The sequence below is a fragment of the Microvirga sp. HS2 genome (assembly GCF_055792805.1).
The window spans coordinates 19,581-40,923 of the sequence record NZ_JBVVAJ010000041.1; the positions used below are offsets into that span (position 1 = coordinate 19,581).

A 21,343-nucleotide genomic window follows, 5' to 3' on the forward strand; every position below is an offset into this window, starting at 1 on the left:
AATTAAATCTTGAAGCAAACCGAGCGGTAGGGCCACACTACCGGCAATAAAGAGGGGAGAGAACAATGTCTTTCAAGAGAGTATCAGGAGTACTTGCTGCGGCGGCACTGACAATAGGCATCGGTGCCGCTCATGCACAGGATGTCATTCGGATCGGTGCGCCGCTGCCTCTCACCGGGCCTCTGTCACCTGAAGGGATCAAACAGCAGCGAGGCTATGATCTTTGGGCCGAGACGGTCAACGGCAAGGGCGGCATCAAGGCTGGCGGCAAGGCCTACAAGGTTCAGATTGTATACGTGGACTACGCATCGAACACGCCGAAGGCCGTTCAGTCCGCGGAACGCCTCATCACCGAGGACAAGGTCAACTTCCTCTTCTCGCCCTTCGGCTCCGGCGCGGCGAAGGCAGCGAGCACCGTCTCGGAGCGGTATGAGATCCCCACGATTGCGTCGACGGCGTCCTCCGAGCAGGTCTACGACCAGGGTTACAAGTATCTCTTCGGGACGTTCACTCCGAACGACACACTCACAGAGCCGCTCGCGAAAATCGTCGCCGAGAAAAACAAGAACGTGAAGCGTGTTGCCATTCTCGCCCGCAACGACTTGTTCCCGCTCGCCATTGCCCAGGAGATGGAGAAGGGGGCCAAGAAGCGCGATCTCGAAGTCGTCATGTTTGAGCGCTATGCGATCGGCGCGATGGACCACAGCGCGGCTATCACGCAGATGCGCTCGGCTCAACCGGATTGGGTTTTCGCAACGGGCTACATCAACGATCTGATCCTGATCCGGAAGCAAATGGCGGATCAGGGTGTCAAAGCACCCGTCATCACAATGATTGCAGGTCCGGCATACAAGGAATTCATCCAGGCGTCCGGCCCTCTGGGCGAGAACATCTCAAGCGCTGCGTGGTGGCATCCGGCTGTCCGTTATAAGGGCAAGGACGTCTTCGGAACGACCGAGGCTTTCAACGAGGCCTGGGCCAAGAAATATGGCGGCGAGGCGGACTATGCGGAGGCATCTGCGGCAGCCGGTGGGGCAATCCTTCAGCTTGCCATCGAGGCCGTAGGCACGATTGATCCCAAGAAGGTCCGCGACGCCCTTGCTGCAATGGATACGGAGACCTTCTATGGTCGGGTGAAGTTTGGCCCGACGGGGCAGATCATCTCCCTCGAGCCGCCCGTCTTCCAGATCCAAGGAGGCAAGCCGGTAGTCATTCATCCTTCATCAATCAAGCAGGCTGACTTCAAGTTCAACTAGGGCCGATCATCGTCGAAGGGGCGACCCGGGTCACTCCTTCCCGCCCTCCCAAAAAGCTCGCACATCCAGCGAAAACCAATCCCATGATTTATCTTCAAGTCCTAGCGAACGGCATCGTCCTGGGCGGGCTTTACGCTTGCATTGCAGTCGGATTCTCCCTGGTCTGGGGCGTTCTCAACGTGATCAACCTTCTGCACGGCTCCTTCGTCGTGCTGGGTGCCTACGTCGCATATTTTGGCTACGTTTACGCAGGCATTCACCCCTTCGCCTCGGTCGTGATTGCCGGAGGCCTGCTCTACGGCCTGGGATATGCAATCCAGGCAGGGTTCGTGAACCGGGTTATCACGGCACCAGTCCTGATTACTCTGACCCTCACTTTCGGCCTCGATCTGCTCCTCAACAACGCAATGCTTCTTGCGTTCACGGCTGACTACAAGAAGGTGAACCTGGCCACGCCGATGCCATCAGTAGAGATCGGTCCGATCTTTCTACCAGGCGACCGTGTGGCGGCAATGGTTCTGGCCATGCTCCTGACGGGGCTGCTGTATCGGCTCCTACGAGACAGTCGTATCGGTCGCGCAATCGTTGCAGTCCGCATGGATCGCGAAGCGGCAGCGCTGATGGGTGTCGACGTCAGTCACATCAATGCAATCACCTTCGGTCTCGGGGCTCTTATGGCCGGTGCCGCTGGAGCATTGCTTTCCATCGTGTACCCGATTTCCCCTCTCAACAGCTCGATGTTCCTCGGCAAGGCGTTCGTCGTGTGCGTGCTCGGAGGGCTCGGCAGTGTGCCCGGCGCGCTGGTCGGAGGCCTTGTTCTCGGGGTCATCGAGAGCCTTGGGGCGTTCTGGTTCGGGCCCGAGCACGCGGTCACGCTGTCGTTCGGTCTCCTTCTTCTTCTCCTGTTCGTTCGACCGAGCGGGATTCTCGGCAAGAGGGGCTATGAATGAGAAACTGGCTCATTCTCCTCATCGGCACGTGCGTCTTCGCGGCGCTACCACTGCTTGGTGACAACTACATTCTCCGTCTCGCGACCATGCTTGCGATGTACGTGGTTCTAGCTCAATCCTGGAATTTCATCGGCGGTCTCGCCGGTTATCCATCCTTCGCGACTGCCGCCTTCTTCGGCCTCGGTGCCTATACATCGGCGGTGCTTCAAGGAGGCGGAGTTCCGATGATCGGTACATGGGCCGCGGCGGGCTTGGTGGCGATGCTTTTCGCTGCAGTCATCGGCGGGGCGATCCTGCACTTGCGTGGTCACTACTTTGCCATCGCAAGCCTTGTCATCGCCGAGGTCCTCCGTGAGATCATCAATACGACACCGGACATCACCGGCGGCGGTATGGGCATAAACCTCCCCCTTCTGAGAATATCGGTCGGCGCCCAGGCGATGCTGTTCTTCTATGCCATGCTGGCATTGGCCGCGATGACGATGGCGACCGCCGTCTTCGTACAGGCAAGCAAACTTGGCTTCGGCCTGCGCTGTATCCAGCAGAACGAGGATGCCGCGAACATCCTCGGCGTGAACGCATACGCGTACAAAACCGGTGCATTCGCTCTGTCGGCCGTTTTCGTCGGCATGGCTGGCGCCATTTATGCGTCCTGGGTCAACTACATTGAGCCTCCGGACGTCTTCGACATCCTGCTGTCAGTGAAGCCGCTCGTCATGGTGTTGCTTGGTGGCCTCGGCACGGTATTCGGCCCGGCAATTGGAGCCTTCATTCTCCTCCTCTTCGAAGAGGTTGTCTGGCGTAACCTTCTGACGCTCCATGCTGCGGCGCTCGGAGTCATCATTGTGCTGCTTGTGCTCTTCCTCCCCAACGGCCTGCTTGCTCTCGTCCGCAACTGGCGCAGCGCGAAGAGGTTTCCCGCATGAACGCTATTCTATCCTTGAACAAGGTTTCTCGGGTATTCGGAGGGCTCAGAGCGGTTGACGACATCACGTTTTCGATCCAGCCAGGTGAGATCCTTGGATTGATCGGCCCGAACGGCGCCGGAAAGACGACGCTTCTCAACGTCATCACAGGCGTTCATCCCGCGACACGCGGCAGCATCCAGTTCGACGGAAAGGACATCACACGTCTGAAACCGTACGAAATTGCAAGACTCGGCCTCGCTCGCACGTTTCAGATCGTTCAGCCCTTCCCGAAGATGACAGTCGTTGAAAACGTTGCGGCCGGGGCGCTTTTCGCCGGTCAGGTTGGGGGCCTCCGCGATGCCCATGCGGCCGCTATGGAGCATTTGCGCTTTACGGGGCTGGGGCAGGTGGCCGATCGTCCTGCTGCGACCTTGACATTGGCCCAGCGAAAACGCCTTGAACTCGCCAAAGGCCTGGCCATGAAACCTCGGCTGCTGATGCTCGACGAGGTCAATGCCGGTCTCAATTCGACCGAGGTCGATGAAGCTCTGGCGATGATCCGCCGTATCGCGGAGCAGGGCGTCACCATCATTCTGATCGAGCATCTATTGAAAGTTGTTCTGTCAGTATCGCAACGTATCCTGGTGCTTCACCACGGTCAGCGGATTGCTGAAGGGGAGCCTCGTGCCGTGCTTCGAGACCCAGCAGTCGTCGAGGCCTACCTTGGCGCAAAGTATGCGGCTGCGATCGGAGGGGCGGCATGAGGACTCCTGCACATCTTGAAGTTCGTAATTTGCAGGCCGGGTACGGTGACGTACAGGTGCTCTGGGACGTGACGCTCGATATCAATCCAGGCGAGATCGTCTGCCTGGTTGGCTCAAACGGTGCAGGAAAGAGCACGTTCATGCGCTGCATCTCGGGCCTGATCCCGACAAAGGCCGGCGGCATGCAGTACGGTGGCAAGGAAATGTCGGGCGCTCGACCAGCAGATTTCGTCCAGGCAGGAATCGCCCATGTTCCAGAGGGGCGACGCCTGTTCTCGGCGATGAGCGTCCGCGACAATCTCCTCATGGGAGCTTATCTCCGCAAGGATCGGGCCGAAATCAACGCTGACCTGGAGCGTGTCTACCGTACATTCCCGATCCTTGCGGAACGCCGCAACCAGGACGCTGGGACCATGTCCGGTGGGGAGCAGCAGATGTGCGCAGTAGGCCGTGGGCTGATGGCGCGACCGCGGCTTCTCCTCATCGACGAACTTTCTCTCGGGCTCGCACCGCGAATAGTTGAGCTTCTGTCCAACAGCTTGCGGGAGATCAACAAGAGCGGCGTCGCGATCCTGCTGGTCGAGCAGGACGTCATGAACGCGCTCGAGCTTGCCGATCGAGCCTTCGTGCTTGATCGCGGTCGGATCACGGCATCCGGCAGGGCGTCCGATCTTGCGAATGATCCGCGGATCCGCGAAGCCTACATGGGACTGGCTTGATGAAAAGCTTTCGTGAGGTCGGACGACCACGGCCGCGCGAGGGCACGCGACGCCTCTTGGCCGGGCGCGGCTCCTACGTCGACGATCTTGACCTGCCGGGGCAACTCCATGCCGCTTTCCTGCGAAGCCCCTATGCACACGCGGAAATTCTGTCCATTGGCACCGCCGATGCGCAGAGCCTTCCGGGCGTCGTGGCGGTCCTGACATGGGCCGATCTCGAACCTGTCTGTCAATCGTGGGAGACAGTCTCGGCGGTCTTCCCCGGTCTTAAGTCGCCGGAGCAGTATCCACTGGCCAATGGCCGAGTGGCATATCAGGGTGAGCCAGTCGCCCTCGTTCTTGCTCACTCTCGCGCCATTGCCGAGGACGCACTGGAATTGATCGCGGTCGAGTTTTCGGAGTTGCCGCTGGTGGCCAACCTCCGAACCGCGCTCGCACCCGACGGACCGCTCGCGCATCCCCAGTTGGGCACCAATCTCGCCTGGAGCTGCGAGCTGGGATCGGGCGACGTTGATGCGGCTTTCTCGGCCGCGTCTCTCGTGGTCGAGGAATGCCTGAGATTCACACGACATACCGGCGTCACGCTGGAACCGCGGAGCGTGCTCGCAGTCTACGAGCCGGCTTCCGGGGTTCTGGATGTTCGTATCTCACATCAGATGCCGCATCAGATGCATCTGCACATTGCGGAACTGCTGAGTATGCCGATGGCGCGGGTGCGGGTCTCTGCGCCGGATGTCGGAGGCGGCTTCGGCATCAAGATGCACGTTTACTCAGACGAGATCGCCATATGCGCGGCGGCAAGGCTTATGGGAAGACCGGTCAAGTTCGTCGCCGACCGGATCGAGAGCATGATGTCCGACATCCATGCCCGCGAGCACGAGATCACAGCCCGCATGGCGGTCGACGCAAACGGCTTGATCACCGCCTTCGACATCCATGATCTGCACGGGCTTGGCGCCTACTCGGTGTTTCCGCGATCGAGCACCATGGAAACCATCATGGCCCTGCGTCCGATCGGGGCGGCCTACCGTATCTCCTGTCTCCGGGCCCGGGCGCAAGTGGCGCTGCAGAACAAGGCACTCACGGGCCAGTACCGTTCGGTTGGGCATCCCATCGCCTGCACCGTCACGGAGCGGCTCGTCGACATTGCGGCCGCACGCCTAGGTCTCGATTCGCTCGAGTTCAGGCGGCGCAACTACATGCGGCCGGAGGACATGCCCTGTACGAATCCGGCAGGATTGCGCCTGCTCGACCTCTCGCATGAGGCCTGTCTCGACAAGATGATAGGCCTCATAGACCTGCCGTCGCTCCGAAAGGACATAGTGGCGGCTCGGGAGCAGGGGCGTGCGCTTGGGATCGGGTTTGCTGCATTCGTCGAGATGACGGCGTCCGGATCCGAGGCATACGGCCGTGCCCATGTTCCGGTGGCTGCGGTAGATACCGTCGTGTTGTCCCTCGAACCGGATGGCAGTGTCACCGGCAGCGCCAGCGTGTGCGAGATCGGGCAGGGGATCACACAGGGCCTGGTGCAGATCGTAGCCGATGCCGTCGGGCTCGATGTGGATCGCGTGGCGATTGCAACCGGCGATACGCGCCAGTCCCCGCATGGCGGTGGCGCATGGTCGTCGCGCGGAGCCGCGATCGGAGGCGAGGCGGCTTGGGGCGCCGGCCGAAAACTACGTGTCGAGATCCTCAAAGCGGCGGGAGCCCTGTTGCAGACTGCACCGGATGAACTCGACATCCGGAACGGGGCCGTCATCGACCTGAGCGGTGCCCGCCGTCTCGGTCTCGACGAGATTGCCAAGGTCGTTCTGTTTCGAGGTCACGAACTGCCGCCTGGTATCGAGCCTCAGCCTACAGTGGCGCACAACTACCGCCGCCCGGCGGATGCCGCCATCCCGACCAACGGCATCCAGGCTTCGCTGGTTGAGGTCGACCTCGACACCGGCTTGGTGCGATGCCTGAAGCATTGGGTCGTGGAGGATTGTGGCCGCATCATAAACCCTCTTCTGGTGGACGAACAAATTCGGGGAGGGGTCATCCAGGGCATCGGCGAGGCGCTGCTGGAGGCGTGCCGGTATGATGAGGAGGGTCAGCTCACAACCGCCACCCTTGCCGATTATCTGGTCCCGATGGCGGCGGAAATGCCTGACATTGTGGTCGATCATGTCGAGACCCCTTACTCGGGCTCCACGCTCGGTGCAAAAGGCGCCGGAGAGGCTGGCACATGTGCCGCTGGAGCGGCCGTCTTGAACGCAGTGAACGATGCGCTTGCTCCGCATGGTGCCGTCATCCGCGAGACCCCGATCTCGCCGGCGCTTATCCTCCGCTCTCTAGGAAGTATTTCTGCCAAGGAGGAACCATGAAGCCCGCTCGGTTTGAATATTTGCGTCCGGCGTCCGTGGACGCGGCGTTATCCGCTCTGGCGGACCGGGCCGAGGATGCCAGGATCCTCGCGGGCGGGCAAAGCCTGATGCCGATGCTCAACCTGCGGCTCTCGCAGGCTGGGCTCCTCATCGACATCAACCATATTCCAGAGCTCCAGGCGCTTGTTGATGAAGAGAGCGGTTTGCGGGTCGGCGCCACCGTACGTCATGCCGACCTCCTGGCTCATGTCACCAGGGCTGGTGGATTTCCGCTGCTTGCGGCTGCTATGCCGCATATTGCACACCAAGCAGTCCGCAATCGTGGGACAGTCTGCGGTAGCCTCGCGTTGGCCGATCCCGCCTCGGAACTTCCTGCCTGTGCCCTCTGTCTCGATGCCGAGATGACGGCCGCCTCCATTCGCGGGCGGCGCATCGTCAAGGCTTCGGAGTTTTTCCTTGGGATGTATGAAACGGCCCTCGCACCCGACGAGATGATCGTTGAGGTTTTCTTCCCTCGAGAGGGGGCAGGTTGGAATTTCAGCTTCGAGGAAGTGGCGCGTCGGCACGGCGATTTCGCGATAGCGGGCCTAGCGAGCGGAATACAGACGATGGAGGGCGTCATCAGGAGCGCACGTATCGTTTTTTTTGGGATTGCTGACGGGCCCGTCCGGGCGCGGGCCGTGGAAGGCGTGTTGGCTGGGCATTCACCAGCCGACCCGGCTGCCCAAGTGCGAGCCATCGAGGCCCTTTCAGACATCGAGGTATTCTCTTCGGGCGAATATTCGGTGGAGTACAAGCGCCATATCACAGGTGTTCTGCTTCGCCGGGCGCTCGCCAAGCACACGGGAAAACAGGCATGAATGCGCACCCTGAAGAGCCCACCGCGGAGATCTCCTGTACCGTCAATGGTGCAAATGTTCACACGCGGGTACCGCTGCGCCTGTCATTGGCGGACTGGCTGCGGCAGGGACTCGGTTTCACTGGAACACATGTCGGCTGCGAGCATGGAGTTTGCGGGGCATGTACAGTCGTCGTCGATGGACGCTGCGTTCGCAGCTGCCTCATGCTCGCCGTCCAGGCGGATGGATGCAGCATCGAGACGATCGAAGGGGCAACAGCCAGCGGCCGAATCAAGACGCTGCAGGATGCGTTTTTTGAGCGCGCAGCACTGCAGTGCGGGTTCTGTACGCCCGGGATGCTGCTGACCACAGCAGAACTTCTCGCGTCTGATCCGGATCCATCGCGGGATGCGATCCGCGAGGCGATCTCCGGCAATTACTGCCGGTGCACCGGGTACCACGCCATCGTAGATGCCGTCCAAACGGCAGCGCGACAGAAGCTTCAACAAGGAGGAAGAACTTGAGCACGATCGACTTTACCCCTGGCGGCTACCGCTACATTCCAGGCGTCTTCCAGTACTCGGCAGGTGTCGCGGCGCTTCCGGGCCACGAAATCGTCCGCGTCCGCTTTCGCGAGCCTGTAGCGCTCGCCGAGGGTTTCGAGCGGATCAAAGAAGTTATTGAGGCGACCGGCCGTCCTTTGACCTCCTTCTGCGCCTGCGAACTGCGCTCGCCGGCTCCGTTCACCGAGGAGACGTTTAAGGCCTTCAATGAAGTGTATGTGGGCACCCTCGAGCGCTGGGGCATTTTCCGCGACGGGGCCAATCCAGTCGCACGCAGCAATGTCTGTCCCGAAATCACCCCGCCCGGTGAGCCATCGTTCTACGCCTTCAGTTACACGAGAGTGGTCGAGGGTGCGCCGTCATCCTTCATCATTGCCGGAAGTGCGGAGGCGCCCGAAGGCTTCGCCAACTATAAGGATCATATCGTCCGTCGCGGCGATCTCACTCCCGCGGGCTTGCAGGAGAAGGCTCGTTTCGTCCTCGACGAGATGGAGCGGCGCCTTAGTGCCGTTGATGCGACCTGGAAAGACACGACTGCGGCCCAAGTCTACACCGTCCATGATCTACACCCTTTCCTTGCGGAAGAGATCGTAAGGCGCGGCGCGGCTCGTGGCGGCCTCACCTGGCACTACAACCGGCCTCCGGTCCTGGAGCTTGAATACGAGATGGACTGCCGGGGGGTGAGCACCGAGCAAGTAATCTAGGTCCATAAGGCTTCGGGTCGGACATCCTCGACGGCGGTAGATTCTAAAATCGAGTGAATGTTCGACTCGACACTCACGGTCGCGGGCACGGGAGCCTGCGCGGCATCTTACATTGCGTGTCGATGGGCAGAGTCAGTCGGATCAGGCTGTGTGAAAATCGCGAAGGTCGCGCTTGTGAATGACACGACTGTTTAGAAGCGTGCCGGCCTGCGGGTGCCGACCTCTTGGTCGCGTCTCAAACCTAGCCCATAAACTCACAGGAGCAAGAAGATCCCATGAAGCTGCTGCGCTATGGTTCCCCCGGTCAAGAGAAGCCTGGAATGCTTGACCGAGATGGTAAGATCCGAGACCTTTCGGGCATCGTCGCCGACATTGCCGGTGACGCCCTCTCTCCTGCGGGGATCGAGCGGCTGCGCAGCATCGATCCGTCCACATTACCGCGTGTCGAGGGGAATCCGCGCATCGGCCCCTGCGTCGGACAGGTCGGCAAGTTCATCTGCATCGGCCTCAACTATTCCGACCATGCGGCGGAATCGGGCATGACCGTGCCGCCCGAACCCATCATCTTCATGAAGGCGACGAGCGCCATCTGCGGTCCGAACGACGGCATCGAGATTCCGCGCGGGTCCGAGAAAACCGATTGGGAGGTCGAGCTCGGCATCGAAGACCTCGGCGAGCAGGAACAGCTTGTTCGCGCTTGGACTGATTAGTCGCAATTCCGGGCGCAAACACGAGTTTGTAGCTGAGCAACGCTCACATCCGAGAATGGGCAGATGAGTGAGCTCAGCCCGCATCGCTCACATGCGCGCTCCTCGTGAACCGGGGCTGGCGTCGGAGTTTCAGACCTCATATCAAGGAAAGCGAGAATCTCGTGGCGATACTCATGACCGGGGAAGTCCTCCTCCCTGCCACCCGTGCGGCCGTATGGGATGCACTGAACGATCCAGAGGTTCTCAAACTCTGCATTCCGGGCTGCCAAGAGCTTGCAAGGCTCAGTGAATCAGAGTTCGAGGCGGTGGCCAAAATCGCAGTCGGCCCGGTCAAGGCTAGCTTCAAGGGACGGATTGAGCTCTCGAACATCGAGCCGGGAAACAGCTACAGAATTCTAGGCGAGGGTCAGGGAGGCGTAGCGGGTTTCGCGAAGGGGAGAGCTACGGTCCAGCTGAAGGATGTGTCGGAGGGAACCTGCCTGATCTATGACGTTCAGGCACAGATAGGCGGCAAGATTGCGCAGCTCGGAGGCCGCTTGATAGACGGCGTCGTGAAGAGGCAGGCTGATCAGTTCTTCGGCAGTTTTAGGAAGATCCTGGTTTCGGTCGATGTACGGACATCGTGAGGTGATGTCCGTGCGCCGGTTAATCGCGAAGAGCGGCGTCATGCAACATGTGAATTGCGCGATGACGGATGTAGAGACGAGTCAGCGAAGAATCCTTGCAGGACATCATTAAAGGCCTGTTGCGAGAACGGCTTCGAGAGCACGCAATCGTGCTGGTAGCGCTGCGGAACGACGCTGGAATCATAGCCCGTCGTGAAGATGAACGGGATGTCGCGATAACGCAGAACGTCCGCTATGGGATAGACCACCAGACCATCGATATTGACGTCGAGAACAGCGAGATCGAGGTCCTCGTCCAGCGCCAAGGCCATGGCCCGCTCGAATTTACCGGCTGGGCCGACCACCTGTCCACCGAGATCGCGCACCATGTCTTCGATCATCATCGAGATCATGACCTCGTCTTCGACGATAAGCACGCGAGGCTTGCCGGCTTTGCGCATGGGCGCTCTCCCGGAGACCCCGACCTGCTGAACGTGTCCGTGCACATGAGCCCGAATGTCCTGAATGAACGCTGCTTCTCTCGTCAAGCCCAAGGAATCCTCCATATGGATTGGGTGATCGCTTTCTGGGAAGAATCCTGCCGCTGAGGAGCGGCAGGACGTTCAATGGGTTACTGACGGGCGGCCTGGAGTTCCCGAGCCTCGTCGATGACGCGATCGAACAGATCCGATTCAGGATCGATGTCGAGCCCGAGCCTCTCGTTGAGCACCTTTACGGGCTCTTCCGGCACGCCTGCCTTCGACAGGGCTGCGAGAGCCTTGGCGGCTTCGGTGATCTCGGCATCGGTGATCTGGTCTTCCATGTCCTCGCCGATGCTCAGGGCCTTCTCGTAGGTGGCGATCAGGCCAACCGTGGAGTTCGGCGCAGCGTGCTGCCGAGCCGTTGCCGAGGCATTCACCGCGTTCATGCGACCGAGCTTGGCTGAGTCGAGGCCAATGCTCTTGGCGTTGGACGCAGCTTTTCTTGCTTCGGAGGAGACCTTCTCCCGTCCGTCCTTGGTGTCGCGGGTGGTGCTCCGGGCCTGTTCGGCTCTGGACTGGCCATGTGCGTAGCCTTTGCTCACATCGGAGCTGCGGCCGCCACGCTCGCTGCCGCCGCCACGGGAATTCTCACCGCCGCGAGAGCCGCCACTGTTTCCACCGCCGGAACCGCCTCCGTGACCACCGCCACCGGAGTTTCCGCCACCATGCCCGCCGCCATTGCCGCCACCGTTTCCACCGCCGCCGCCATTGCCGCCGCCATTGCCGCCGCCGTTTCCGCCGCCGCCGCCGTTCCCGCCGCCGTTTCCTCCACCGCCGTCACCGCCTTTGGCCTGGGCCTGAGACTTCTCAAGCTTGAGCGATGTCATGTCCAGCGACAGCGGTTGCAGGCTGATGGCGAGACCCAAGGCGAAAGCCGAAACTGTGAGAGCAAGACGCCGTGTCATGAAGTTTCCTTCCAACAAATCGAGAGATCGAGTGAGCCCCCTTGCAGAAAGGCTAAGTGAGAAATTTTCCCACGTCAACTCAGATGTGGGATTGATTCCCACGTCAAAAGTGCTTAGGTGGACGGCATGTCCGGCGACGCTCCTCGAACCCTCGAACCAGCCAAGCTTCACGCGCCCTTGGCGCGCCTGCTGCGTCCGCTCGTGCGGTTGCTGATCCGGAGCGGGATTACATTTCCGATGCTCATGGAGCTGCTGCGGGAGCTCTACGTGAATGTCGCCGAGTACGACTTTGCTCTGCCCGGCAAAGAGCAGACCGACAGCCGGGTCAGTCTTCTCACCGGCATCCACCGCAAGGAGGTCCGCCGTCTGCGCGGGGCCGGAGCGCCGGTGAACACTGTTCCAGCGACAGTCTCGCAGACGAGCCGCATTCTGGCCCGCTGGCTCGCGGATCCGGAGTTCAGTGATGGCGATGGACATCCCTTGCCGCTGCCCCGCACAGCAGAACCGTCGCAGCCGTCCTTCGAGCGCCTCGTTGCCTCTGTCACACGCGATGTGCGGCCCCGTGCGGTGCTGGACGAGTGGCTCGACCGAAAACTCGTCGTCATCGATGACCACGATCGGGCCGTTCTGGTCGAGGCTGCGTACGTGCCGCGGAGCGGGGATGACCAGCAGCTCTACTATCTGGGACGCAACCTGCACGACCACATCGCTGCTGCCGTGGCCAATGTGGAGGCGCCTTCGCCGCAATTCCTCGAGCGTGCCGTCCACTACGACGGCCTGACAAGGGAGCTGGCCGAGCAACTCCAGCAACGGTCCCGAGAGGTCGCGATGCAGGCGCTCCAGAAGCTCAATCGGGAGGCGCACGCCGCCAGCGATGGAAGGCCGCCCGGTCAGTGGCGTTGGAACTTTGGTATCTACGTCTATTCCGAAGAGGTTGTCCCGCCTGCGACGACTGACAGGCCCAGTGAGCGCAACAACGAGGAGCCCGGGACGTGAGGGACTGTGCTGCTTCGATTGCACGAACCGCCGCTTGCGGGCTGGCAGCGCTGACGTTGCTCCTTGCGCCGCTGGCGGCGCGGAGCCAAGAGACAGGGGACCGCGGCATTGGCGGAACCGGCGTGATAGCGTCGGACCCTGATGGTGATCGCGGCATCGGTGGCACGGGCGTCATGGGCACGATCCGTGGGTTCGGTAGCATCATTGTCAACGGCATGCATGTGTCCTATGCGCCGGACGTGACGGTGCGGATCGACGGGCAACCGCGTGCGGCCTCCGACCTCAAGATCGGCCAGGTGGTGCAGGTTGTTGCGGAGAGCCGCAACGGCGTACTGGCGACAGGGCGGATCGAGGTGACCAGCGAAGTCGTCGGCGCAATCGAGGCAACGCGCGGCAAAACCTTCAGGGTGCTTGGTCAGACGGTCTCCACCGAGAAACTCACCGGGCTGAAACAATGGCGCCGCGGCGAGCGTGTTGCGGTGTTCGGCCTACGCCAACCGGATGGAATGATCGTCGCAAGCCTGATCGAGCGCAGGGCCGATGGCCCCGACAGGATCGCCGGCGAGGTGACCAGGCTGCGCGACGGCAGTCTCAGGATTGGGGCGTTGAGGCTCGCCGGAGTGAACGCGCCGATCGCCGGCCGCCGAGTGGTCCTCGAAGGGAGGCACAACCGGGGCATTCTGGAAGTTGCCCAAACGACCATAGAGCGCGATCTGCTCGGTCCTCAGGTTCGGCAGCTTTCCATTGAGGCTTATGTCGAGCGGACCCGGGACGGACTGCGTCTTGGTTCTGGTCTTGAGGTTGTCGGCAAAGCCTCCGTAACCCTGCCGGCTGGAACATATGCTCCGGCCGTGGTGACTGTTGCGCCCGATCCAAGAGGGCGTCTGGGCCTTGAGGGTGTCTCGCTTCAGGGGCCCCCGGTTCCGGCAAGCCGAGGCCGTCAGGGCTCCGATGTCGGCAGCCCAACGAGCCCGTCTACGGGCTCGCAGAGGGGCAAGGCTTCACCCAACGGACAGGAGATCGGCCCTACTCGATCCCCGCGTAGCGACTCCAGCTCCGGGACGGCACGCGGACGCAGTGACGGCAATGGGCCATCTGGCAATGCAGGCAACTCGCGGGGCGGCTCCGGCGCAGGTGGAGGTGGGCCTAGCGGCAACGCTGGCGGAAACGGAGGGGGACCGGGTGGCGGCAATGGGAACGGCGGCGGAAACTCCGGTGGCGGCAACGGCGGTGGACACGGCGGCGGCAATGGCGGCGGGGGAAGGCGGTAGTGGCGCCTGCTCTGCGGGAGAATCGACTCCGGACCCAGGCGGTGGAGAGAATATCCCTCACGATGAACCAGTTCTGGCGAGATGAAGGTTATGGCGAATGGTACGCTCCTGATGCTGTGGACGGCTCCCACCCAGCGGTGAGGTAGCATGGCTGTTGTCATCAGCCATCGGCACAGGAGCAGCCCATGAGCACGGTCGCCACCATCGGTCTGGACATCGCCGAGTCCGTCTTCCAGGTGCACGGCATCAGCGTCACGGGCGAGGTGCTGATCCGACGCCAGGTCAGGCGCGGGCAGGTGCTCAAGTTCTTTGTGAGCCTGCCGCCGTGCCTGATCGGTATCGAGGCCTGTGCCTCGGCCCATCACTGGTCGCGTGAGTTGCAGAACCTTGGTCATGAGGTGAAGCTCATGCCGCCGGCCTACGTCAAACCCTACGTGAAGCGGCAGAAGAACGACATGGCCGATGCCGAGGCGATCTGCGAGGCGGTCACCCGGCCCCCATGCGCTTTGTCGAGACGAAGACGTGTGAACAGCAGAGTGTTCTGATGCTGCACCGGGTACGGCTGATGCAGGTCCGGCAGAAGACCATGCTCACCAACGCCATCCGGGCACACCTGGCCGAGTTCGGCGTGGTGGCGAAGATCGGCCGTGAGGGTGTCGACGAGCTGCTTCTGCTGGTCCGCGATGGCGATGAGCGCATCCCGGAACTGGCTCGGGCCTGCATTCTGGCACTCGCCGAGCAACTGGCGCTGGTCAAGCGTCAGATCCTGGAGATGGACCGGCGCATCACCGCCTGCCACCGGGCCAGCGAGGTCAGCCGCCGGCTGGCCGAGATCCCCGGCATTGGTCCGTTGCTTGCTACCGCCCTGGTGGCGCATATTCCTGACCCAAAGGCATTCGCCTCGGGTCGTAATCTGGCGGCCTGGATCGGGCTGGTGCCGAAGCAGAGTTCCAGCGGCGGCAAGGAGCGGCTGGGCGGCGTGACCAAGCAGGGCAACCGCTACCTGCGTTCCATGCTGACCGTAGGCGCTCTCGCCGTGATCCGCTTTGCCCAGCGGCATGGCACGCGGCGGCCGTGGATCGTGCAACTGCTGGCGCGGCGGGCCACGAAGGTGGCGGCTGTGGCTTTAGCCAACAAGATGGCCCGCATGGTGTGGGCGATCATGGCCAAGGGCGAGCGCTATCGCGAGCCGGTGGTCGGGCAGGCGGCATAATCATCGTCGGGAGAGCCGGCGATCAGGAGGTTGGGAAGGGCGCAAGGACACTAATGCAGGATCCGGTCGAACCGGGAAGCGGGACAACCCACTCGTGCCAGAGCATCTTGGAATGCGAGCATTTGGTCGGGACCCCTTCGCGGAGGGCATTATGGCCAGCGGTCATGAGTACCGCTCCAACAGGTCGAACACATGGCCGCACCGACCAGCCTTGCAGACGCGTTCAACAAATCCCTTGCCAACGGGGAGCCGTCCACACATGGCACGCCCCGGTCGTTTGTCTTGTGGCTGCTCAAGCCTCAAGTCCGGACGTTGCATGAGCTTTGAGGCGGCTCGTCGGGGAGCCGCCCCTGCGTTTAGATTTCAACCTGTTCTGCAATCAGAAGGGTGTCGTCGACGTCGATCCCAGGATACCGCACGGTGCTCTCGATCTTGGTGTGGCCGAGCAGGAGCTGGACAGCCCGGAGATTGCCTGTCCTTCGTAAATCATCGACGCTTTGGTCCGTCGCAGGGAATGGGTGCCGTAGGCCGACGGATCCAGTCCAGTCGCACGAAGCCAGGATGCCAGCAGGCGAGCATACTGGCGCGTGGTCAAGGGTCGCCTAGGCCTGCGGCAATTCCCCCGCAGCGAGGGCGCTCATGCAAACTGGACCACGCCAACCTGGACCCTATGATGCCAGGGGGAGCAAGGAGCACGCGCAGACATGGAATCCTGGAACGACGCGATCTTCCTCGCCCTGAACGCCCCCGAGCATCCCTCGCATGCTGTTGTCCTGTTGGCGATCGCCATCGCGCAGGGAGCGATCTTCCTGGTGCCCCTGCTGCTCGCGGCCCTGTGGCTGTGGGGGCATCGGGAGAGCCGGACAGGATTGCTGCTCTCCTTCGTCGGAGCCGAGCTGGCGCTGGGCTTCAACCAGGTGGCGGCGCTGCTCTGGTACCATCCGCGTCCGTTCGCCGTGCCGATCGGGCACACGCTGATCCAGCATGTTGCCGACAGCTCCTTCCCGAGCGATCACATCACCTTCCTCGTCGCCGTCGGCATCGGCCTGCTGGCCTGGACGCAGGAGCGCTGGGCCGGCATCCTGGTCCTGCTGCTGACCCTCGCGGTGGCATGGTCGCGCCTGTACCTGGGCATCCACTTTCCCTTCGACATGCTCGGAGCGGTTCCGGTCGCGGCAGTCGGCCTTCTGGTCGTGATGCCGTTCCGCACCTGGGTCGAGCGGACCATCATGCCCCGCCTGGCCGAGCCGCTCTATCGCCGCCTGTTTGCCGTCCCGATCGGACGGGGCTGGGTGCGGCCCTGAGCGTCGTTGCCCAACCGGCACTCCAGGACACGCCGGCTCATCTGTGAGGGGAGGGCGGCCTGATTGGATCCTGTGCCGACATGGGGACGGGACCCGTCCGCGAGGAGTTCGAAGGGCGTTCGAAAGATGCCCTGCCACGTCGAACCCGTTCTCGGCAGAAGCCTGCTTCAGTGGCGCATGGATGACGGCTTCCAACGTCTGCCTGTCCGCTGAATTTGGCTCAGCTTGCGCCCTGCAACGGCGGCAAGGTCAAGCGGCGCGTCGTGACCGATCGACGGCGGACATGCCTGATCCTGAAGGATCTAGCGGCAAGTGATCGAGAGAGCCCGACGCGCGACAAGGATTAGGATGAGGACGTCGGCCAGAACAGCCGGACGAGGAGAAACTCGGTACGCCAGCAGACCAATGGAATGGTGACGACCCGCCTGAGCAGGACAGCACCGCACGCCGCGAGGAACCGGTCAGCGCTCCTATGGTTCTCCGCATGTGAACGGGGCTCTTGTAGCGCCTGGGCGCTCGGCCCCGCATCGTGGAAACTGCGCCCAATCGGTTCACCATGCGGATCCTCAACTTAACCCTCCTATTGGCAGCCCTATTCACGGTCCTCAGCTTCTCAGCACAAGCCCAGTCGATGCACCAGCCTAGCGAGCTGCAGGTGCAGACCCAGTCGGCGGCTCCGGCGGCCCATGCGCCTGCACCTGCAGGCCCGGCAGCAGGGTCGCGCCAGCCCGCCACCCTGCGGATGCATGCGCCGGCCGTGTTCACGCTGCGCTCCGGCGTGGCTCAGGGAAAGATGGTGTTCATCGGCGTCGGCGGCGACATTGACGGTCGGGTCAATCCGACCCTCATGATCCATGAGGATGAAACCGTGCAGATCAACCTCATCAACGGGGAGGGGGCCGAGGACGACGTCGTCATCGACCAGTATGCCGTCCGTTCGGAGAGAGTGGTCGGCAAAGGGGCCAGCACCACCTTCGCCTTCCTGGCCGACAAGACCGGCGAGTTCGCGTATTTCTGCTCCGTGCCCGGCCACCGGGAGGCTGGCATGGAGGGGCGCCTTCAGGTCATGCCCGGACCGCGGGCCGCCATGCAGGCGTCGGCTCCCGATATCGTGCACGATCCGATTGACCTACCGCCGCCCATCGGGGTCCGACCGCCTCAGGTGGTGCGCGTCGATCTCGAGGCTGTCGAATTGAAAGGGCAATTGGACGACAAAACCACCTATGGCTACTGGACCTTCAACCGGAAAGTGCCTGGTCCGTTCGTGCGCGTGCGCGTCGGCGATACGGTTGAAGTGCATCTCAAGAACAGCGACGACAGCCTGATGGTCCATTCCGTGGACTTCCATGCCGCGACAGGACCGGGCGGCGGCGCGGAGTTCACGCAAACCGATCCAGGGCAGGAGAGTATCGTCACATTCAAGGCGCTGACACCCGGCCTCTTCGTCTATCATTGTGCGACGCCCATGGTCGCGCATCATGTCACCAACGGCATGTATGGCCTGATCCTCGTCGAGCCGGAAGGCGGTCTCCCGCAGGTCGACCGGGAATTCTACGTCATGCAGGGCGAACTCTACACGACGCAGCCATTCGGATTTCAAGGCGACCAGGAGATGGATTACGAGAAGCTCATGTCGGAGCGACCGGAATATTTCCTGTTCAACGGATCCGTCGGCGCGCTCACGCGAAGCCATCCGCTGCGGGCCCGGCCTGGAGAGACGGTGCGCCTGTTCTTCGGAGTCGGCGGACCAAATTATGCATCATCACTCCACGTCATAGGAGAGATGTTCGATCACGTCTATCAGGGAGCGGGCCTTGGCGGAATACCGATGACGGGCATGCAGACCGTCATGGTGCCCCCAGGCGGCGCTGTCATCGCCGATTTCAAGATCCGCCGGCCCGGGCGCTATTCTCTGGTCGACCATGCGCTCTCGCGGCTGGAGCGTGGGCTTGTCGGCTATCTGATCGTCGACGGTCCCCAGAACGATGACATCATGCATGCCGGACCGGCGCGGCGGTGACAACCTGGGGGCAGGGTGCCCATTCCGGGTCGAACCGACGAAAGCGGCAACAGATCCTGGGGCAGGAGGAGCATCTGGATGGCCCAGTTCACACTTCCCAAGAATTCCAAGTACACCGAAGGCAAGGCCTGGCCGAAGCCGGCTGGGGCCGCCAATCTCCAGGAGTTCCGCATCTACCGCTGGAACCCGGACGACGGCGCGAATCCGCGCATCGATACCTACTACATCGACCGCGACGATTGCGGCCCGATGGTCCTCGACGCGCTGCTCTGGATCAAGAACAACGTCGATCCGACGCTGACCTTCCGCCGCTCCTGCCGCGAAGGCATCTGCGGGTCCTGCGCCATGAACATCATGGGCCTGAATACATTGGCCTGCACCTTGGGAATGGACGACTGTCAGACTGACAGGATCAAGATCTACCCTCTGCCGCACATGCCAGTGCTGAAGGATTTGGTCCCGGACCTGACGACCTTCTTCGCCCAGCACGCGCTTATCGAGCCCTGGCTTCAGACAGAAACCCCTCCGCCGGAGACCGAGTGGCGGCAGACCCCTCAAGAGCGCTCCAGGCTCGACGGACTCTACGAGTGCATTCTCTGCGCCTGCTGCACCACCTCCTGCCCGAGCTACTGGTGGAACGGCGACCGCTATATCGGGCCAGCGGCCCTGCTCCAGGCCTATCGCTGGCTTGTCGATTCCCGCGACGAGGCGACGGATCGACGGCTTGACACGCTGCATGATCCGTTCCGGCTCTATCGCTGCCACACGATCATGAACTGCTCGAACACCTGCCCGAAGAGTCTGAACCCGGCGAAGGCCATCGCCGAGATCAAGAAAATGATCCTCGCCCGCAAGTTCTAGGCCGTCTCAGATGGATCCAGCGGCCATGCGCCATAGATAACCGATCTCCCCGTGCGGGAGTGAGCCAGCATACGCAGCTGCCGGCAGCGCAAGCGGGCGGCGTTGGGTGGAAGGGAGCAAGGTCCGATGGCGCTTGATCACGTGAAATCCGGAGATGTCGTCGACCTGCGACCGCTCGGAGAAAAGCTGGCGGGCACCAAAACCACGGCCTTGGTGAAGACCGATGTCTTCGAGGCGGCCCGGTTGATCGTTCCTGCCGGTCGTGTCGTTGCGCCCCATGAGGTCGCCGGACCGATTACCCTCCAGTGCCTGGAAGGCCGCGTCCTGCTGGATCTGCCCGACACGAGCGTGGAGCTGTCCGCCGGCCAGTGGGTGTATCTGGACGGCGGTGTGAGGCACTCCCTCAAGGGCCTCGAGGACGCGTCCTTGTTGCTCACCATTCTGTTCGGCAGGCCCGATTAGCCCCCGGATCGAGCGAGTGTTGATCCGCGCGACCATTTCGGTTTCCAGCGCCTGTTAGCGCGAGGGGAGGCGGGGCCGGCTGTCCGTTTTCCGCACGCGTTCGGGCATGGCGAGACCACTGTCGGCGGTGGCGAATCGATCCTGCTCCGTGCCTAGCCGTCATGCGGCAAGGCCTCCGCCTCGTATTGGGCCGCAAACTCAGCACTCGGGGGGATCGGTTTGATGATGTCGATGAGCACTCCATTCGGGTCCGCCGTGATGAAGTGCCTTTGTCCGAATGGCTCATTCCGAAGCGGGGCGAGAATGGGCAATCCCGCCGCCTCGATATCGCGATAGACGGCATCCGGATCCTCGACCTCGAAATTGAGGATCAGGCCCGATGCCGGAGTGCGGCCACCTTCCGGGATGGTGTCGTGCTGACTGTCCAGGACCGCGAGATTGACCGCCGCGTCCTCACCAAATTGCAGATGAACGTACCAGTCGCTCGAGAAGAGCGAGCGGAAGCCGAAATGCGCTTGATAGAAGGCTGCCGTGCCGGTCACGTCACGCGTCAGGATGACCGGATAATAGCTCGTGATCCTCATGGCTGTTCAAGGCTCCCTAAATAACATACAGTCTGTATGTATTTTAACTAACATACAGGCTGTATGCATGCAACGGTCGCGGCAGGGACGGACAAATCGGGAGCGGGCTGATACCACGCGGGCCGCCCTGCTGGAGGCGGCGCGAACCCTTTTCATTCAGAACGGATATGCGGAAACCTCCACCCCACAGATCGTCGCCAAGGCCAGGGTCACGCGCGGCGCGCTCTATCACCATTTCAGCGACAAGCGGGATCTCTTCCGGACGGTGCTGGAGCAGGAGGCGGCAGCCGTGGCGATGGAGATCGGCGCCGCGACCGCTCCCGCAATGCCCGCCAAGGAGGCCCTGCTGGCAGGCAGTGTGGCCTACCTCGATGCCATGGCGGTTCCCGGCCGCACCCGCTTGCTGCTGATCGACGGTCCGTCCGTCCTCGGCTCAAGTGAGATCGCAGCCATTGACGCCGCGCATTCGGCGCGAACCTTGCAGGAGGGACTCGAAGCGCTCGTGCCCGGGTCCGGGTCCGGGTCCGGCGACAGATCGATCGCCAGCCCGGCCTTGGCAACGCTTCTGTCGGCGGCGTTTGACCGCGCAGCCCTCGCAATCGAGGCCGGCGCTGATCCGGCCGAGTTCAGGGTCGCGGTTCTCAGGCTCGTGGAAAGGGTGATCGCGCCCGTTGCAGGCTAGAGCACCGGACGATTACACGGACGCATATCCGGCTGCCTTGAGGTAGTTCCAACACTCTTGTGGCTCGAAGAGATCGCAGATGTCGCCGAGCGCTCGCCAGAGTGCATCAAAGGTTCGGG

The 21,343-nt window shown here is 62.2% G+C and carries 20 protein-coding genes and 3 pseudogenes; 19 read left to right on the plus strand and 4 right to left on the minus strand.

Annotated features, from left to right (window positions below):
* Nucleotides 1–65 precede the first annotated feature (65 nt).
* From ACS5Q0_RS23675 to ACS5Q0_RS23725, 11 genes and pseudogenes are all read left to right on the plus strand, one after another.
* Nucleotides 66–1,256, plus strand: a complete 1,191-nt coding sequence (locus ACS5Q0_RS23675; protein WP_473129112.1) for an amino acid ABC transporter substrate-binding protein — start codon at nucleotides 66–68, stop codon at nucleotides 1,254–1,256.
* An 83-nt stretch (nucleotides 1,257–1,339) separates the two neighbouring features.
* Nucleotides 1,340–2,206, plus strand: coding sequence for a branched-chain amino acid ABC transporter permease (locus ACS5Q0_RS23680; RefSeq protein WP_473129113.1), 867 nt, complete (start codon nucleotides 1,340–1,342; stop codon nucleotides 2,204–2,206).
* A complete protein-coding gene (locus tag ACS5Q0_RS23685) occupies nucleotides 2,203–3,132 on the plus strand; it encodes a branched-chain amino acid ABC transporter permease (protein WP_473129114.1) in 930 nt (309 codons plus the stop codon). The genes ACS5Q0_RS23680 and ACS5Q0_RS23685 overlap by 4 nt, the downstream gene beginning before the upstream one ends.
* Entirely contained in the window at nucleotides 3,129–3,878 is a 750-nt protein-coding gene (locus ACS5Q0_RS23690) for an ABC transporter ATP-binding protein (RefSeq protein ID WP_473129115.1), read from the plus strand. The genes ACS5Q0_RS23685 and ACS5Q0_RS23690 overlap by 4 nt, the downstream gene beginning before the upstream one ends.
* Nucleotides 3,875–4,597 carry an ABC transporter ATP-binding protein gene (locus tag ACS5Q0_RS23695; protein ID WP_473129116.1) on the plus strand — a complete coding sequence of 241 codons (723 nt, stop codon included), beginning with the start codon at nucleotides 3,875–3,877 and terminating at the stop codon, nucleotides 4,595–4,597. Before ACS5Q0_RS23690 ends, ACS5Q0_RS23695 begins: the two co-directional genes overlap by 4 nt.
* Nucleotides 4,597–6,963: a xanthine dehydrogenase family protein molybdopterin-binding subunit gene (locus tag ACS5Q0_RS23700; RefSeq protein ID WP_473129117.1), complete on the plus strand. Its 2,367-nt coding sequence runs from the start codon at nucleotides 4,597–4,599 to the stop codon at nucleotides 6,961–6,963. The genes ACS5Q0_RS23695 and ACS5Q0_RS23700 overlap by 1 nt, the downstream gene beginning before the upstream one ends.
* Nucleotides 6,960–7,823 (plus strand): FAD binding domain-containing protein, encoded by an 864-nt coding sequence (locus ACS5Q0_RS23705; RefSeq protein ID WP_473129118.1) that lies wholly within the window; start codon nucleotides 6,960–6,962, stop codon nucleotides 7,821–7,823. Before ACS5Q0_RS23700 ends, ACS5Q0_RS23705 begins: the two co-directional genes overlap by 4 nt.
* On the plus strand, nucleotides 7,820–8,326 hold the full coding sequence (locus ACS5Q0_RS23710; protein WP_473129119.1) for a (2Fe-2S)-binding protein: 507 nt from the start codon (nucleotides 7,820–7,822) through the stop codon (nucleotides 8,324–8,326). The genes ACS5Q0_RS23705 and ACS5Q0_RS23710 overlap by 4 nt, the downstream gene beginning before the upstream one ends.
* Nucleotides 8,323–9,069 carry a 2-amino-5-chloromuconate deaminase CnbZ gene (cnbZ, locus tag ACS5Q0_RS23715; protein ID WP_473129120.1) on the plus strand — a complete coding sequence of 249 codons (747 nt, stop codon included), beginning with the start codon at nucleotides 8,323–8,325 and terminating at the stop codon, nucleotides 9,067–9,069. The genes ACS5Q0_RS23710 and cnbZ overlap by 4 nt, the downstream gene beginning before the upstream one ends.
* Before the next feature lie 275 nt (nucleotides 9,070–9,344).
* Nucleotides 9,345–9,731: pseudogene (locus tag ACS5Q0_RS23720) on the plus strand (fumarylacetoacetate hydrolase family protein); the annotation flags it as partial.
* Between the two features lie 209 nt (nucleotides 9,732–9,940).
* A complete protein-coding gene (locus ACS5Q0_RS23725; protein ID WP_473129121.1) occupies nucleotides 9,941–10,405 on the plus strand; it encodes a CoxG family protein in 465 nt (154 codons plus the stop codon).
* 38 nt (nucleotides 10,406–10,443) lie between these two features.
* On the opposite strand, the gene ACS5Q0_RS23730 is transcribed toward ACS5Q0_RS23725, so the two are convergent.
* Nucleotides 10,444–10,845, minus strand: a complete 402-nt coding sequence (locus tag ACS5Q0_RS23730) for a response regulator (protein ID WP_473129122.1) — start codon at nucleotides 10,843–10,845, stop codon at nucleotides 10,444–10,446.
* A gap of 170 nt (nucleotides 10,846–11,015) precedes the next feature.
* A complete protein-coding gene (locus ACS5Q0_RS23735) occupies nucleotides 11,016–11,831 on the minus strand; it encodes a hypothetical protein (protein WP_473129123.1) in 816 nt (271 codons plus the stop codon).
* 126 nt (nucleotides 11,832–11,957) lie between these two features.
* On the opposite strand from ACS5Q0_RS23735, the gene ACS5Q0_RS23740 reads away from it, so the two are divergent.
* From ACS5Q0_RS23740 to ACS5Q0_RS23750, 3 genes and pseudogenes are all read left to right on the plus strand, one after another.
* Nucleotides 11,958–12,827 carry a DUF6502 family protein gene (locus tag ACS5Q0_RS23740; protein WP_473129124.1) on the plus strand — a complete coding sequence of 290 codons (870 nt, stop codon included), beginning with the start codon at nucleotides 11,958–11,960 and terminating at the stop codon, nucleotides 12,825–12,827.
* 122 nt (nucleotides 12,828–12,949) lie between these two features.
* On the plus strand, nucleotides 12,950–14,098 hold the full coding sequence (locus ACS5Q0_RS23745; protein ID WP_473129125.1) for a DUF5666 domain-containing protein: 1,149 nt from the start codon (nucleotides 12,950–12,952) through the stop codon (nucleotides 14,096–14,098).
* A 185-nt stretch (nucleotides 14,099–14,283) separates the two neighbouring features.
* A pseudogene (locus tag ACS5Q0_RS23750) lies at nucleotides 14,284–15,311 on the plus strand (IS110 family RNA-guided transposase).
* 356 nt (nucleotides 15,312–15,667) lie between these two features.
* On the opposite strand, the pseudogene ACS5Q0_RS23755 reads toward ACS5Q0_RS23750, so the two are convergent.
* Nucleotides 15,668–15,906: pseudogene (locus ACS5Q0_RS23755) on the minus strand (tyrosine-type recombinase/integrase); the annotation flags it as partial.
* 109 nt (nucleotides 15,907–16,015) lie between these two features.
* Between ACS5Q0_RS23755 and ACS5Q0_RS23760 the strand changes: the two are divergent.
* The 4 genes from ACS5Q0_RS23760 to ACS5Q0_RS23775 all read left to right on the plus strand — a co-directional run bounded on the left by ACS5Q0_RS23760 (nucleotide 16,016) and on the right by ACS5Q0_RS23775 (nucleotide 19,958).
* Nucleotides 16,016–16,615 carry a phosphatase PAP2 family protein gene (locus ACS5Q0_RS23760; RefSeq protein ID WP_473129126.1) on the plus strand — a complete coding sequence of 200 codons (600 nt, stop codon included), beginning with the start codon at nucleotides 16,016–16,018 and terminating at the stop codon, nucleotides 16,613–16,615.
* Nucleotides 16,616–17,246: 631 nt separating this feature from the next.
* Nucleotides 17,247–18,635, plus strand: coding sequence for a copper-containing nitrite reductase (gene nirK / locus ACS5Q0_RS23765; RefSeq protein WP_473129127.1), 1,389 nt, complete (start codon nucleotides 17,247–17,249; stop codon nucleotides 18,633–18,635).
* Nucleotides 18,636–18,713: 78 nt separating this feature from the next.
* A complete protein-coding gene (locus ACS5Q0_RS23770; protein ID WP_473129128.1) occupies nucleotides 18,714–19,496 on the plus strand; it encodes a succinate dehydrogenase iron-sulfur subunit in 783 nt (260 codons plus the stop codon).
* 126 nt (nucleotides 19,497–19,622) lie between these two features.
* Complete coding sequence (locus tag ACS5Q0_RS23775; protein ID WP_473129129.1) at nucleotides 19,623–19,958, plus strand: cupin domain-containing protein; 336 nt, start codon at nucleotides 19,623–19,625, stop codon at nucleotides 19,956–19,958.
* Nucleotides 19,959–20,110: 152 nt separating this feature from the next.
* Here the strand turns inward: ACS5Q0_RS23775 and ACS5Q0_RS23780 are convergent, their stop codons facing one another.
* Entirely contained in the window at nucleotides 20,111–20,542 is a 432-nt protein-coding gene (locus ACS5Q0_RS23780; RefSeq protein ID WP_473129130.1) for a VOC family protein, read from the minus strand.
* 67 nt (nucleotides 20,543–20,609) lie between these two features.
* Here ACS5Q0_RS23780 and ACS5Q0_RS23785 point away from each other — a divergent pair, with 67 nt between their 5' ends.
* Nucleotides 20,610–21,224: a TetR/AcrR family transcriptional regulator gene (locus tag ACS5Q0_RS23785; RefSeq protein ID WP_473129131.1), complete on the plus strand. Its 615-nt coding sequence runs from the start codon at nucleotides 20,610–20,612 to the stop codon at nucleotides 21,222–21,224.
* Nucleotides 21,225–21,343 lie beyond the last annotated feature (119 nt).

Bases quoted from the DNA above. Each gene is read 5' to 3' on its own strand.
- ACS5Q0_RS23695 (WP_473129116.1), top strand. From the start codon at position 3,875: ATGAGGACTCCTGCACATCTTGAAGTTCGTAATTTGCAGGCCGGGTAC.
- ACS5Q0_RS23780 (WP_473129130.1), bottom strand. From the start codon at position 20,542: ATGAGGATCACGAGCTATTATCCGGTCATCCTGACGCGTGACGTGACC.
- ACS5Q0_RS23675 (WP_473129112.1), top strand. From the start codon at position 66: ATGTCTTTCAAGAGAGTATCAGGAGTACTTGCTGCGGCGGCACTGACA.
- ACS5Q0_RS23775 (WP_473129129.1), top strand. From the start codon at position 19,623: ATGGCGCTTGATCACGTGAAATCCGGAGATGTCGTCGACCTGCGACCG.
- ACS5Q0_RS23730 (WP_473129122.1), bottom strand. From the start codon at position 10,845: ATGCGCAAAGCCGGCAAGCCTCGCGTGCTTATCGTCGAAGACGAGGTC.
- ACS5Q0_RS23685 (WP_473129114.1), top strand. From the start codon at position 2,203: ATGAGAAACTGGCTCATTCTCCTCATCGGCACGTGCGTCTTCGCGGCG.
- ACS5Q0_RS23700 (WP_473129117.1), top strand. From the start codon at position 4,597: ATGAAAAGCTTTCGTGAGGTCGGACGACCACGGCCGCGCGAGGGCACG.
- ACS5Q0_RS23760 (WP_473129126.1), top strand. From the start codon at position 16,016: ATGGAATCCTGGAACGACGCGATCTTCCTCGCCCTGAACGCCCCCGAG.
- ACS5Q0_RS23740 (WP_473129124.1), top strand. From the start codon at position 11,958: ATGTCCGGCGACGCTCCTCGAACCCTCGAACCAGCCAAGCTTCACGCG.
- ACS5Q0_RS23705 (WP_473129118.1), top strand. From the start codon at position 6,960: ATGAAGCCCGCTCGGTTTGAATATTTGCGTCCGGCGTCCGTGGACGCG.
- ACS5Q0_RS23785 (WP_473129131.1), top strand. From the start codon at position 20,610: ATGCAACGGTCGCGGCAGGGACGGACAAATCGGGAGCGGGCTGATACC.
- ACS5Q0_RS23735 (WP_473129123.1), bottom strand. From the start codon at position 11,831: ATGACACGGCGTCTTGCTCTCACAGTTTCGGCTTTCGCCTTGGGTCTC.
- nirK (WP_473129127.1), top strand. From the start codon at position 17,247: ATGCACCAGCCTAGCGAGCTGCAGGTGCAGACCCAGTCGGCGGCTCCG.
- ACS5Q0_RS23680 (WP_473129113.1), top strand. From the start codon at position 1,340: ATGATTTATCTTCAAGTCCTAGCGAACGGCATCGTCCTGGGCGGGCTT.
- ACS5Q0_RS23710 (WP_473129119.1), top strand. From the start codon at position 7,820: ATGAATGCGCACCCTGAAGAGCCCACCGCGGAGATCTCCTGTACCGTC.
- ACS5Q0_RS23690 (WP_473129115.1), top strand. From the start codon at position 3,129: ATGAACGCTATTCTATCCTTGAACAAGGTTTCTCGGGTATTCGGAGGG.
- ACS5Q0_RS23770 (WP_473129128.1), top strand. From the start codon at position 18,714: ATGGCCCAGTTCACACTTCCCAAGAATTCCAAGTACACCGAAGGCAAG.